This window comes from Bacillus sp. FDAARGOS_235, assembly GCF_002073415.2.
GTDB lineage: Bacteria > Bacillota > Bacilli > Bacillales > Bacillaceae_G > Bacillus_A > Bacillus_A toyonensis.
In genome coordinates this window covers 2221221-2234581 of the sequence record NZ_CP020437.2, presented here as the reverse complement: position 1 = coordinate 2234581, position 13361 = coordinate 2221221, and the positions used below count along the sequence as shown (strand labels likewise).

The following is a 13361-nucleotide window of genomic DNA, read 5'->3' as shown; positions in this document are numbered from 1 at the left end:
ACTTTTGTTTGGGAGGGAAAGTTGGATGCTTTCGTTTTTTTTAACATTGAAACGTATGCTAAGAGCCTGTTTGCGAGCGTGGAAGGATAAAGAATTTCAAGTTTTATTCGTATTAACAATTTTGACTTTAATATCGGGTACAATCTTTTATAGCACAGTGGAGGGATTACGTATCCTTGATGCTTTATATTTTAGTGTTGTGACACTGACAACTGTAGGCGATAAAGATTTTAGTCCTCAAACTGATTTTGGGAAGATATTTACGATACTATACATATTTATCGGGATTGGATTAGTGTTTGGATTTATTCATAAGTTGGCGGTTAATGTGCAACTACCAAGTATATTATCGAATAGAAGAAAAGAGTAAAGCATGTAATTGCTTTACTCTTTTTTTACATTAGTTTAGACAAGTATTTGCAGTAGCTTAACAATAATTTATTACAATGTAAGTGCATTCATTCATTATATTCACTATGTATAAAGTTATAATGATATGAACATTTGCATATTTTAATTTATTGATAGAATTTTTATGAAAGGTGGGATATTCTAGTCATAGGTTAACCAGATGACATCGTAGGATCCTAGCAAAATGTTTACAATAATTTAATTATAAAATGGAGGATTTCAGATGAAAAAGAAAGTTCTTGCCTTAGCAGCAGCTATTACGTTAGTAGCACCGTTACAAAGTGTTGCGTTTGCTCATGAAAACGATGGAGGACAGAGAGTAGGCGTTATTCCGCGCTGGTCTGCTGAAGATAAACATAAAGAAGGTGTAAACTCTCATTTATGGATTGTAAACCGTGCAATGGATATTATGTCTCGTAATACAACACTTGTAAAACAAGAGCGAGTTGCACTATTAAATGAATGGCGTACGGAGTTAGAGAACGGTATTTATGCTGCTGACTATGAAAATCCTTATTATGATAATAGCACATTTGCTTCACACTTCTATGACCCTGATAACGGGAAAACGTATATTCCATATGCAAAGCAGGCGAAGGAAACTGGAGCTAAATATTTTAAATTAGCTGGTGAGTCATACAAAAATAAAGATATGAAACAAGCATTCTTCTATTTAGGATTATCTCTTCATTATTTAGGAGATGTAAACCAACCGATGCATGCGGCAAACTTTACAAATCTTTCGTATCCACAAGGGTTCCATTCTAAATATGAAAACTTTGTAGATACGATAAAAGATAATTACAAAGTAACGGATGGAAATGGATATTGGAACTGGAAAGGTACAAATCCAGAAGATTGGATTCATGGAGCGGCAGTAGCTGCGAAACAGGATTACGCTGGCATTGTAAATGATAATACGAAAGATTGGTTCGTGAGAGCTGCTGTATCGCAAGATTATGCAGATAAATGGCGCGCTGAAGTTACACCAATGACAGGTAAGCGTTTAATGGATGCACAACGTGTTACTGCTGGATACATCCAGCTTTGGTTTGATACGTACGGAAATCGTTAAGTATTTAAAAAAGGTCAAATCTCAGAATAGAGTATTTGGCCTTTTTATCACTATACACATGGAGGTATGAAACGTGAAAAGTAAATTGCTAAAAGGTGTACTTAGCTTTGGAATTGGTTTAGGAGCTTTATATAGTGGATCTTCAGCTCAAGCAGAAACGCCTACAAATCAAAATAATACATTAAAAGTAATGACGCATAACGTGTACATGCTATCAACAAACTTATATCCGAATTGGGGACAAAGTGAGCGTGCTGATTTAATTGGAGCGGCAGGTTATATAAAGAATCAGGACGTTGTTATATTAAATGAAGTGTTTGATAATAGCGCCTCAGATCGTTTGTTAGGAAATTTGAAGAGAGAATATCCAAATCAAACGGCGGTATTAGGTCGTAGTAGTGGAAACGAATGGGATAAAACATTAGGGAACTATTCATCTTCGACTCCTGAAGATGGGGGCGTTGCGATTGTGAGTAAATGGCCAATCGTTGAAAAAATTCAATATGTATTCGAAAAAGGCTGCGGACCAGATAATTTATCAAATAAAGGATTTGTATACACGAAAATTAAGAGAAATGATAGTTTTGTTCATGTAATTGGGACGCATTTACAAGCTGAAGATAGTATGTGTGGAAAAACTTCACCTGCATCTGTACGTACAAAACAGCTACAAGAAATTCAAGAATTTATTAAAAATAAAAATATACCAAATAACGAGTATGTGTTAATTGGTGGAGATATGAACGTAAATAAAATAAACGCTGAGAATAATAGTGATTCAGAGTATGCATCTATGTTTAAAACATTACATGCTTCTATTCCATCTTATACTGGACATACAGCGACTTGGGATGCGACGACAAACAGTATTGCGAAATACAATTTCCCCGATAGCCCTGCCGAGTATTTAGATTATATTATTGCAAGTAAAGATCATGCGAACCCATCGCATATAGAAAATAAAGTGTTACAGCCGAAATCTCCACAATGGACTGTTACATCATGGTTTAAAAAATATACGTATAATGATTACTCTGATCATTATCCAGTAGAGGCTACTATTTCTATGAAGTAGTCAAAAAAGTTTCTTCGTAAAGAAGAAACTTTTTTTATTTGCAAACAGGAAAATCACTCTTTCTTTCCAATATGTATAAGACATATATAGAAGAGGAGCGAAAAATGTGGATCGAGGAATTTTTAAAGAAGTTCCATTACCGTGTGCATTTTTAGATGAAGTAGCTTTAGAAAGAAATATTCAATCGGTTATAGAGCTAAGTGGCGATAAAAAGATTCGAATAGCGAGTAAATCATTACGATCCGTTCCAATTATGAAACGGATTTTAGCTACAAACAACCGATTTCAAGGTATTATGTGTTTTTCACCTAGAGAGGCTTTGTTTTTAATTGAACAAGGATTTAATGATTTATTATTAGGATATCCAGCTTATGATGACAGGGCTTTATATGAAATTAGTTTGCTAACAAAGAAAGGGCTTATTATAACTTGTATGGTGGACTGTGAAGACCATATTGTTTATTTAGAAAAAATTGCTGAGAAGTCTAAAGGGTGTTTTCGTGTTTGTTTGGATATTGATATGAGTAGCCGTTTTTTTCAATTTCATTTTGGTGTAAAAAGATCCCCGGTAAAAGATGTGCGGAGCGCTCTGGAAATAGTAGAAAAAGTGAAGGACTCATCATTTTTAATACTAGATGGTGTAATGGGATATGAAGCTCAAATTGCTGGGGTTGGAGATTATATACCGAATCAATGGATAAAAAGTAAAGTAATTTCTTATTTAAAGAAGAAATCAGTGTTAGAAGTTAAAGAAAGAAGAGGACGTATCGTGAAAGAAATACAAAACCTTGGTATTGAACTTAGGTTTGTAAATGGGGGGGGAACAGGAAGTATAAAAACAACTGAGCAAGATAACTCAGTTTCAGAGATTACAGTAGGTTCTGCTTTTTATGCCCCTAGACTGTTTGACTATTATAAAGAAGTACAATTTCATCCAGCTGTCGGATTTGCTTTACCAGTTGTACGTAAACCAGCTCCGTTTATCTATACTTGCCTAGGTGGTGGATATATTGCTTCAGGCGCAGTTGGTAAAGATAAAGAGCCTGAGGTTTGGAGACCAGATGGTGCAAAACTATTAGATTTAGAAGGTGCTGGTGAAGCACAAACTCCCGTTCATTATAACGGCGAGGAGCGAGTGGATATAGGAGATTCTATATTGTTTCGTCATAGTAAAGCTGGAGAATTATGTGAGCGTTTTCCAATTCTGTATCGTGTGAAACAAGGGAAGATTATTGGGGAGTATTCAACATATCGGGGGGATGGCCAATGCTTTCTATAGAGGGGAAAAAATGGAGAAATTGGACAGGGAATGTAGAAGGAACGCCGCATTATACGATGTATCCAGAAACTATACAAGATGTAGTAGAAGTTGTAGAGCTTGCACAAAAAAAAGGGAAGAAAATTCGTGTTGTCGGTTCAGGGCATTCGTTTACGCCTCTCGTGCAAACAGAAGAAATTTTAGTCTCTTTAGACGAATTGAAGGGCATTGTGAATATTGATGCGGAGAAGATGGTTGCCGAAGTATGGGCAGGAACAAAGCTACATGACCTAGGGAAGTTACTTGAAGAAAAAGGTTATGCACAAGAAAATTTAGGGGATATTGATTCACAATCTATTGCAGGAGCAATTAGTACGGGGACGCATGGGACGGGTGTTAACTTTGGGAGTTTATCAACACAAGTTATAGAGATTACGACAGTTTTATCAACAGGTGAGAGTATAGTTTGTTCAGAAACCGAGAACGTCGAATATTGGAAAGCATTTCAGTTATCGCTTGGAATGCTAGGTATCATCGTAAAGATAAAATTAAAGATTATCCCATCATATTCGCTCGTTTATGAAAGCGAAAAACAGTCACTATCTACTGTAATGAACAAGCTAGAAGAATATAAGAAGAATCGTCATTTTGAGTTTTTTGTTTTTCCTTATTCAAATGAAGTACAGGTGAAGTTTACAAATGAAACAACGAGTAAAGGAACTGATTTAAAATGGCATAAACTAAAGGTGGAGTTACTTGAAAATAGGATGTTCTCTTTGTTATCTAAAGGGTGCAAATGGTTTCCTTCCATAAGTAAAGGAGTAAGTCGATTATCAGCTAAGGCTGCACCAAACACAAAAATAATTGGCCCAAGCTATGAAGTGTTCGCTACATCACGTACGGTTCCATTTTATGAAATGGAGTACAGTGTCCCTTCAAAGCATATGAGAGCTGTTGTAGAAGAAATTTCAAGTCTTATTGAAAAGAAAAAGTATAAGGTGCACTTCCCGATTGAATGTCGCTACGTGAAAGGTGATGATATATGGCTTAGTCCAGCGTATGGAAGGGACTCGGCATATATCGCCGTTCATATGTATAAAGGTATGAAGTATGCCGCTTATTTTGGTGAAGTGGAGAAAATTTTTCTGAAATATGAAGGTCGTCCACATTGGGGGAAAATGCATACGTTAACATACGAAAAGTTACAAAACATATATCCAGAATTGCATTCGTTTCTAAAAATGAGGAAGTCGCTAGATGAAACAGGAATGTTTTTAAACCCTTATATAGAAAAGTTATTTACGATTATGAAAAAAAGCTGACAAAATATTACTTGTCAGCTTTTTTTAGTATAATCGCATTTCTTGTTTGACTAATATGCTCGTAGAATAGTAACTTATCACGGCTAAATACATGTAAGAAAACATGAATAATAAATATGCCGTTAATTACGAATTGGAATAACAGTATAACTAGTAATACTAAAGGCTCTGTAAAATTTAAGATAGAGCTACTAGAAAGAATATAATTGATTCCACCTAAAACGAAATAGAATATACCGTAACGGATGAATAGTTCCTTCATCGTAATACGATCTGATTTTCCTTTAATGTAAATACGAAGCAACGCTTTTCCTATCGTTCTTCCATTTGTAAAGTATGGAATGATAATAAAGTAAATAAAGATTGAACATGTAATGAAAAGGAGTTCGTATACATTTGTGTAAGATTGGATATTAGAAATAAATAGAGAGTTTCCTTTATTTTTAATGACAGGAACGACGATAGATAAGAACAGCCAATCAATTTGCATAGCGATAAGACGACGAACGAATCCAACTGGTTTCGTTTCTAAATCAATATGACTATCTAATTCGCTTGTTTTCGGAAGGAAGTACGTAAATATTGGTGCAATGATAAAACCAATTACGCCGCCTAATGTGTTTAAAAATAGATCATCGATATCGAATAAGCGATATGCACAATTGTATATACCGTATAGTCCAGTTACCTGTGTCAGTTCGAAAAATAGTGAAAGACAAAAAGAAATACAAACTGTTTGTAAGAAACTACGTCGGAAATAATAACGTAAATAAACACCGAATGGAACGGTTAATAGAACGTTAAATGCTACTTGTAAGAACGCAGATTCTTTTAATAAATAGAAATAAGTAGCTGGTTTCGTTAAAATTGCCGAAGTATGATTACTAATTTCTTGTATGAAATAAAATGGTGATAGTTGCATGTGCTGCGTATTAGCCGGTTGTAGGCTACAAGTATCATATGTTTGTGGTAACGGCAAAATCACAAGAAAATAGGCATTTAATAAGTAAAGTAATAATGAGTACAAAATAAATGAACGCCATTTATTTAAATAACCATACTTTCGGTAGTTAAATATTAAAAAAGGTATTAAGAGAAACATTGCTAAAAAAGGAAATAAAATAAATGCTGTTTTTACTGGAAATAAATATGCAGTCAAAATGAGGCTCCTTTCAATGAAAATTCGTTTATCATTATAACGTTAAAAGAACCTTAAAACAAAATTAAAATATTTTGAAATAGAAAAAATTATAAATTTTAATGGAATTAAGTTATACTAAATTTAATATAAGGATATTGTGATTATTATAAGTTGAGAGAGGGTACAAGATATGCGATATGAGCTTTTTTCTGTAAGTGGGGATCATATTACAACTTTTGAAAGTGTGTGGCGTTTTCAAGAGGGAGAACAGGTTTTTGTTCATGATGATCAAACAAAACGAAATTTTATTATTATCCGCCTAACGCATGATGTATTTCAACAAAATAAACATGTTATTCGTTTGTATTGTCAAGAAAAGAAAGTTTATAAATAAGGGAAGCCCTCTTACTGGATGAGAAAAGGTAAGAGGGTTTTATCATTTTATATTAGGAAAAGCTCCTTAGGAATATCGAGTGAAGTTTAATGCATATAAGTAGCATTGGATGTGGAAGAAAGGATATAGTTTTGCATTTTGTGCTTCCAAGTTTCATTTTCGTTTCTTTGAGAAAGCCACGCATGGTAATCTTGTTGTGTTTTCCATAACATACGGACCATATATTTTGCTCCATCATCTGTACGATGCATATGTGAAAATTCTATGTTAATAAAACCATTTGTTCCAGTTGATGGATAATATTGTTTAAGTGAATATAGTAAATCATTCTCATAGCCATATTTAATATGAATTAGTTTAGTAACAATAAACATAGGAACACCTCTTTTATAATAGTAGTAAAGAAGACGGATTTTTATTAGTAGGAACATAATTAATATTATACTATTCTGAAAATTTAAAGTAAATAAGGCACTTCAACTTAATAGAAGTATAAAAAAGCGAGCCATCTTAGTGTAGTAGAATGACTCGCTTTAAATTTGTAAGTTTACTTTATAAGAAAATGATAGTAAGTACCCCTACGATAATACAATAGAAAGAGAAATATTTTAAATTTCCTTTTGCCATAATGTTCATAAACCATTTTAATGAAATATATGTCATGATAAATGTTGCTATAAACGCAACGATATATGGTACGAATAATGTGTCTAAATTAGGATCTTTAGCAATATCTGTAATACTTAGCAATAACCCACCTAAGCTAACAGGAATATATAGTAAGAATGAGAAGCGAAGAGCGGTCTCTTGCTTCATACCGAGTAACATCGCTGCTACAATTGTAGCGCCAGATCGGCTAATTCCAGGGATAAGTGCACAAGCTTGAGCTAATCCGATAATGATTGCATCTTTCATAGAAAGGTCACCATCATTTTTACGCCCGCGTAAGTTTCTAATAATCCAAAGACCGACAGCGGTAATAAGAAGGGAAATCCCAACCATTTTCACGCCTTTTAAGTACTGGTCGATATAATCTTTAAATAAAACGCCAATTACACCTGCTGGAATAGTTGCAATTACAAGGTAAATAATGAAGAAGAAATCTGATTTTGCATCTTCTGCTCTTGTAAATATATAAGATAGACCATTCTTTGTTAGACGAATTAAATCATTTCTATAAATAAGTAATACAGCTAGTAATGAAGCTGAATTAACAAGTAGTTCAAAGCTAAATCCTTCTATTTTTAGTCCTAGCAAATGTTGTGCTAAAACGAGGTGACCACTTGAAGAAATCGGAATTGGTTCTGTTAGTCCTTGGAACAGACCAAGAATTAAGTATTTTAAAATGTAGTAAAATTGTTCCATAACATCCTCCTTGTTAATTAGTCTAAAGAAACAACTTTCCCATTATAACAAAGATATAGATGAATATTGGGAAGAAATAAATATTCGAAATATAATAAAAACCCCTTATAGCGATATAAGGGGTTTTTATTGTTAATGAGAAGATACTGTTTCTTGAAGACCATTAGTCAATTGAACATCGACTTTTTCTGCATCATGAATATGGTTCATAATAGTAGTATTTAATTTTTGGAACATTTGTTGAGTGTTTGCAAATTCTCTTAATATATCATCATTACAAGATTTTTGGTTTTCAATTGCTTGAATAACATTTGTAGCACCATTTTGTAACGTTTGAATCATAATTAAAATGTTTTCGATTCTAGCGTTTGTATCGGCACTCATTTCTACACCTTCATCGACTAAATGTAAATTATCTTTTGTGTTTTCGTATGCTTTTTCAATTTCTTCTTGAATTTTTTTCGTTAAGTTGCCAATATTCTTTGTACTCTCTGCCGTACTTTCTGCTAGTTTTCTTACTTCATTGGCAACAACCGCAAACCCTTTACCGTGCTCTCCAGCACGCGCTGCTTCAATACTTGCATTTAGCGCAAGTAAATTTGTTTGTGCTGCAATGTTTTGAATGACTTCTACAATTTGTTCGATTTCTTTTGAGCGTTCACTTAAATGATTCATACTGTTAGACGTGCGCTGAGATTGTTCACCTAATTTATTAATTACAATAAGTAAACGGTGAACAGATTCTTTTCCTTCATTAGAGCAGTCAATAATCTCTTCAATAGACTGAATTAAGCTTTGTTCTTTTTGTAACATTTCACTATTTAATTCATTAGAATTTGTTGTACGTGTTGAAACATTTTCAAAACACGAGTTTAATTGCTGAATTAAATTTTGGAGTGTATGGTGCTGGTTATTTACAAGTTGATGCTCTTGAACGACGTTTTGCACACGGTCATGGATAGAAGAAATCATATTTTGTTTTTCAATATCTTTTTGTTTTAATTCTGCCTCTAATTCTTTTATACGATCTTCTAATTGATCAATTTTATGTTGGAGTGATTTCTTTTGAGTAAACATGTATTTATTTCAACCGCCTTTGGAAGTTATATTTTCTCTATATTTGGATTTTAGCATCTTTTATAATTTTTAAATATAGGAATTGTTAAATATTTAAGAATCTATTACATTTTATTTATAATTCCCTATTTTTTGTCATGAAAAATAAACTGTATTTAATAGTATTGTAAACAAACTGTAAAATAAATCATGTATAACTGTATAAGAAGGGAGTCGGATTATGAACTATTTTAAGCGAATCAGTAGTCTAGTATTAGCAGGAATTATCGGTCTTTCTAGTACAGTCGCTGTAAAAGCAGAGTCAAACGACGAGAAACTTAACAACATGCAACAGCAATTGCAGCAAAACGATGCAGATATGCAGAAGAAAGAGCAAGAGAAGCAAGCTGTTAGTAAAGAGATTCAAGGTATTGAAAACGAACTACATAACTTAAATAATACAATTGCAAAAAATAAAGAGGATCAAGCTGCTATTCAACGTAAAATCGATGAAACACATAAGCAGATTGAGCAAAAAAAGAATGAAATTGTCGTTTTAGAGGATAAAGTCCTTGCTCGTAAAGATATTATGAGAAAACGTATGGTTTCTGTTCAAAACAGTTCAAATACAAGTTTAGTAGTAGAAGTTGTTGTAGAGTCAAAAAACTTTGCAGATTTCTTACAACGTATGAATGCAGTTTCTACTATTTTAGAAGCTGATAAAGAAATTTTACGTCTACAAGAACAAGATCTTCGTCAAATTGAAGAAGATAAGAAAACAATTGACGAAAAAGAAGCATCTTTAGTAGTAGACAAACAAAAATTAGCAAAAGCGCAAGCTGATTTGCAAGATAACTTGAAAAAACGTCAAGATAACTTACAGACAGTTCAAGCTAAATACAATCAGATTGCAAGCCAACTTAATTTAGCAGCAGAAGAAAAAGCTAAAATTGAGTCAAATATGAAGGCAGTACAAGAGACGATTGCTCGTGAGCAAGAAGCAGCAAGAATTGCAGCAGAAGAGCGTGCAAAAGCAGAAGCGGCTGCAAAGGCTGAGCAAGAAGCTTTAGTGAAAGCACAAGCAGAAATTGCTGAAAAACAAAAGCAAGAGAAAGCTAATAAACCAGCTGAACCTGTTGCGAATAATAATTCGAAGGTAGAACCTGCACAACCTTCGAAGCCAACTGCTGGTGGAAGAGAAATATATGTACATGCAACAGCTTATACAGCAGATCCAGCTGAAAATGGTTATGCACCAGGCCAACAAGTGTATTCTGCATGGGGAGGCTATAATCTAACTGCAAACCCAGGAATGAAATTAATTGCTGTAGATCCAAGTGTTATTCCATTAGGTTCTACTGTATATGTTGAAGGTTATGGACAAGCAATTGCAGCAGACACTGGTGGCGCAATTAAAGGTCACAAAATCGATGTTTTAATGCCTGATAAAGCTTCATCTAGTAATTGGGGCAGAAAAAATGTTAAAGTTACAATTTTAAACTAACACGTAATCCAACTTTACAATACGTAAAGTTGGATTTTTTTTGTAAAAAATATGTTAAGTTGAGTTTACATTTTGTTAAGGATAGCATACAATGATGGTGAGAGGTGGTAAAATTGACCATTTTAAATAGAGTGAAAGAATTAAGGGCTCGCTTCAATTTTTCGCAAAGTGTATTAGCAGAGAAGGTTGGAGTGACGAGACAAACAATTGCTGCAATTGAAAAAGGGGATTACGTTCCTTCGTTGTTATTGGCACTTACGATTTGTGATGTGTTCCAGTTAAAGATGGAAGATGTGTTTGTTTTAAATAAGGAGGGGAAAGAGGATGAATAGACTTGTATTTTCTTATATGCTAAATGTACTTTTAATGGTATTAGCAGGTTGGGCTTTTATTGAGTTGTATTATTTTACTATTGAAGTCGCTAATTTTATTCAAACGAAGAGAGTACCATTTGAAGTTTCAATAAGTTTAATACCGCTCGGATTACTTTTAACATTTGGTATTGTATCGACGGTTCTTTATAAAATTCAAAAGAAAAAATATAAAGAGCTCTCGTATTGGATGTTTCCACTATTATTTCCTCAAGAAGATGAGCGTGAAAAGGCAATTACAGAAAAGGCTTGTCGTACTACATTTATGTCATTATGGTATGTGTTGCCTTGTGCGGTTGGGTTTTTAACTCTTTCTCCAATTGTTATTCTATATGTTCCTGCATATCCGATATATATTGCATTTAGTATCTACTTTATTCAGATGACGATTTTTCACGTGTCTTTATATCGAAATAAAATTGCTTAAAAAGAAACCTTCTTGCATCGGCAAGAAGGTTTCTTTTCAGCTTATACTTGTACATATAGCAATATTATTTTATCATTTTATATAGAGTAAGATTTTGTAAGGGAAAGGAATTGTATATGAATAAGCAAAGAATTTATAGTATAGTAGCAATCCTTCTATTTGTTGTAGGTGGGGTTTTAATTGGAAAGCCATTTTATGATGGATATAAGGCTGAAAAGAAACAGACTGAAAATGTGCAAGCTGTTCAAAAGATGGATTATGAAAAGCATGAGACAGAATTTGTAGATGCGTCAAAAATTAATCAACCAGACTTGGCAGAAGTAGCGAATGCATCGTTAGATAAAAAACAAGTAATCGGTCGTATTTCGATTCCAAGTGTTTCATTAGAAATTCCTGTTTTAAAATCTTCTACTGAGAAAAACCTGTTATCAGGTGCAGCGACAGTAAAAGAAAATCAAGTAATGGGAAAAGGGAATTACGCACTAGCAGGGCATAACATGTCTAAAAAAGGTGTTTTATTTAGTGATATAGCATCTTTGAAAAAAGGCGATAAAATTTATTTATATGATAATGAAAATGAATATGAGTACGCTGTTACTGGTGTATCTGAAGTAACTCCGGATAAATGGGAAGTTGTAGAAGATCATGGGAAAGATGAGATAACGCTTATTACATGTGTATCTGTAAAAGATAATTCTAAGCGTTATGTTGTAGCTGGTGATTTAGTAGGAACGAAGGCGAAGAAATAAAAAAGAAGGCCAACTCTTTAAAGAGTTGACCTTCTTTTTTACTACTTTTGAGAAATAATAGAATATTTTAGTTTGTATTTAAAAATCCTTCTATTTATGTATAATAAAGTTAGAATTCTAAATTTTGGGAGGAACAAGAGTGAGACAACAGGTGAAGAAACTTCTTTTAACAACAAGTGTAGCGTTATTGATAGCTCCAATTTCAGCTTATGCGCATCCAGGACGTACAGATGCGAATGGTGGACATACGTGTCGTACAAACTGTGAAAAATGGGGATTACAGTACGGGGAATATCATTATCACAATAAACCAGCTTCTAGTAGTGGTGCAACGAGTCCAGCTCCTAGCCAAAATAATAATGGTGCTGTAGAAGCTGAAAAACAACGTGCTGCAGAAGCACAGCGTAAAGCTGAAGAAGAGAGACAACGTGTAGCTGAGGAACAAAGAAAAGCAGAAGAGGCACGTAAGCAAGAGGAAGCTAAGCGCCAAGTTGATATGGAGAAAGGTCAACTTGAAGGCGAAAAAAATGGAGAGACTGATTTTAAAGCAGGGAAAAATGACGTACAAGTACATTTAGCTGGAAAATCAGATACATATAAACAAGCATTTACAACTGCTTATACTACTACTTGGTCTTTAGAAGAGCAGAAGAAAACGCATTTTGAAAAAGGAAAAGAACAGGGCTTAGCACAAGAGACGATGGACGATAGTCAAATTACTCCAGATTTTAAGCAGATCTTTGCAGAAGGTTTCCAAGTGGGAAATAAAGAGAGAACAGAAAAAATTGAAAAAGAGCAAGCTGAACTAGGGGAAAAGGCTGGTAAGGAACTAGCTGAAAAGAATCCTGGAAATAATGAGAAAGATGTATACGTGAAGTCATATGAAACAGCGTATGAAAAAGGCTATAAGTCTACAAAAAAGGCAGTAGAAAAGGCTGGATATAAGTATGCGTTTGAAAACTATGATTTGAAGATTCCTGCCAAGTATGAAAAGAATGGCTCATTAAAAAAATGGTTTACTGAAGGATTTAAATCGAATAAAAAAGCAACGGAAATTCGAGAAGAAGGATTTAAAAAGGGAGACAGCTGGTTTTCATTTTTCTATAAGAGTTTCGTGCCAAGTGAATATAAAGAACATAAAGAGTTGTATGAGCAAGCAATAGAAAAAGGTAAGAAGGCATAAAAAAGATGAGGAGAAATTCCTCATCTTTTT

At 33.7% G+C, this 13361-nt stretch carries 15 protein-coding genes; 11 read left to right on the top strand and 4 right to left on the bottom strand.

The genetic code is table 11. The features are described from left to right. Nucleotides 1-25 precede the first annotated feature (25 nt). The 5 genes from A6J74_RS13480 (at nt 26) to A6J74_RS13460 (ending at nt 5141) form a co-directional block, all read left to right on the top strand. Entirely contained in the window at nt 26-370 is a 345-nt protein-coding gene (locus A6J74_RS13480; RefSeq protein ID WP_000947914.1) for a potassium channel family protein, read from the top strand. Nucleotides 371-634: 264 nt separating this feature from the next. Next, complete coding sequence (cerA, locus tag A6J74_RS13475) at nt 635-1486, top strand: phospholipase CerA (protein WP_000731002.1); 852 nt, start codon at nt 635-637, stop codon at nt 1484-1486. 73 nt (nt 1487-1559) lie between these two features. Next, a complete protein-coding gene (gene sph / locus A6J74_RS13470; protein ID WP_000837526.1) occupies nt 1560-2561 on the top strand; it encodes a sphingomyelinase C in 1002 nt (333 codons plus the stop codon). Nucleotides 2562-2667: 106 nt separating this feature from the next. Then, nucleotides 2668-3840 carry an amino acid deaminase/aldolase gene (locus A6J74_RS13465; protein WP_000373788.1) on the top strand — a complete coding sequence of 391 codons (1173 nt, stop codon included), beginning with the start codon at nt 2668-2670 and terminating at the stop codon, nt 3838-3840. Then, a complete protein-coding gene (locus A6J74_RS13460) occupies nt 3828-5141 on the top strand; it encodes a D-arabinono-1,4-lactone oxidase (protein ID WP_000948668.1) in 1314 nt (437 codons plus the stop codon). The genes A6J74_RS13465 and A6J74_RS13460 overlap by 13 nt, the downstream gene beginning before the upstream one ends. Before the next feature lie 7 nt (nt 5142-5148). Here A6J74_RS13460 and A6J74_RS13455 read toward each other — a convergent pair whose 3' ends face one another. Then, entirely contained in the window at nt 5149-6300 is a 1152-nt protein-coding gene (locus tag A6J74_RS13455; protein ID WP_000128033.1) for a VanZ family protein, read from the bottom strand. 172 nt (nt 6301-6472) lie between these two features. On the opposite strand from A6J74_RS13455, the gene A6J74_RS13450 reads away from it, so the two are divergent. Next, nucleotides 6473-6676: a hypothetical protein gene (locus A6J74_RS13450; protein WP_001268335.1), complete on the top strand. Its 204-nt coding sequence runs from the start codon at nt 6473-6475 to the stop codon at nt 6674-6676. Between the two features lie 86 nt (nt 6677-6762). Here A6J74_RS13450 and A6J74_RS13445 read toward each other — a convergent pair whose 3' ends face one another. From A6J74_RS13445 to A6J74_RS13435, 3 genes are all read right to left on the bottom strand, one after another. After that, nucleotides 6763-7050 carry an antibiotic biosynthesis monooxygenase gene (locus A6J74_RS13445; RefSeq protein WP_000471244.1) on the bottom strand — a complete coding sequence of 96 codons (288 nt, stop codon included), beginning with the start codon at nt 7048-7050 and terminating at the stop codon, nt 6763-6765. A gap of 178 nt (nt 7051-7228) precedes the next feature. After that, on the bottom strand, nt 7229-8041 hold the full coding sequence (locus A6J74_RS13440) for an undecaprenyl-diphosphate phosphatase (RefSeq protein WP_000434781.1): 813 nt from the start codon (nt 8039-8041) through the stop codon (nt 7229-7231). 132 nt (nt 8042-8173) lie between these two features. After that, nucleotides 8174-8854, bottom strand: a complete 681-nt coding sequence (locus A6J74_RS13435; RefSeq protein WP_370115437.1) for a methyl-accepting chemotaxis protein — start codon at nt 8852-8854, stop codon at nt 8174-8176. Nucleotides 8855-9338: 484 nt separating this feature from the next. On the opposite strand from A6J74_RS13435, the gene A6J74_RS13430 reads away from it, so the two are divergent. The 5 genes from A6J74_RS13430 (at nt 9339) to A6J74_RS13410 (ending at nt 13331) form a co-directional block, all read left to right on the top strand. Continuing rightward, nucleotides 9339-10601, top strand: coding sequence for a 3D domain-containing protein (locus A6J74_RS13430; protein ID WP_001105800.1), 1263 nt, complete (start codon nt 9339-9341; stop codon nt 10599-10601). Between the two features lie 113 nt (nt 10602-10714). Further along, the gene (locus tag A6J74_RS13425; RefSeq protein ID WP_000154014.1) at nt 10715-10933 is read left to right on the top strand and encodes a helix-turn-helix transcriptional regulator; all 219 of its coding nucleotides are present in this window, start codon (nt 10715-10717) and stop codon (nt 10931-10933) included. Further along, nucleotides 10926-11399, top strand: coding sequence for a hypothetical protein (locus tag A6J74_RS13420; RefSeq protein ID WP_001081110.1), 474 nt, complete (start codon nt 10926-10928; stop codon nt 11397-11399). The genes A6J74_RS13425 and A6J74_RS13420 overlap by 8 nt, the downstream gene beginning before the upstream one ends. A 116-nt stretch (nt 11400-11515) precedes the next feature. After that, complete coding sequence (locus A6J74_RS13415; RefSeq protein ID WP_001041715.1) at nt 11516-12148, top strand: class A sortase; 633 nt, start codon at nt 11516-11518, stop codon at nt 12146-12148. A 139-nt stretch (nt 12149-12287) separates the two neighbouring features. Beyond that, complete coding sequence (locus A6J74_RS13410; protein WP_001249829.1) at nt 12288-13331, top strand: YHYH domain-containing protein; 1044 nt, start codon at nt 12288-12290, stop codon at nt 13329-13331. Nucleotides 13332-13361 lie beyond the last annotated feature (30 nt).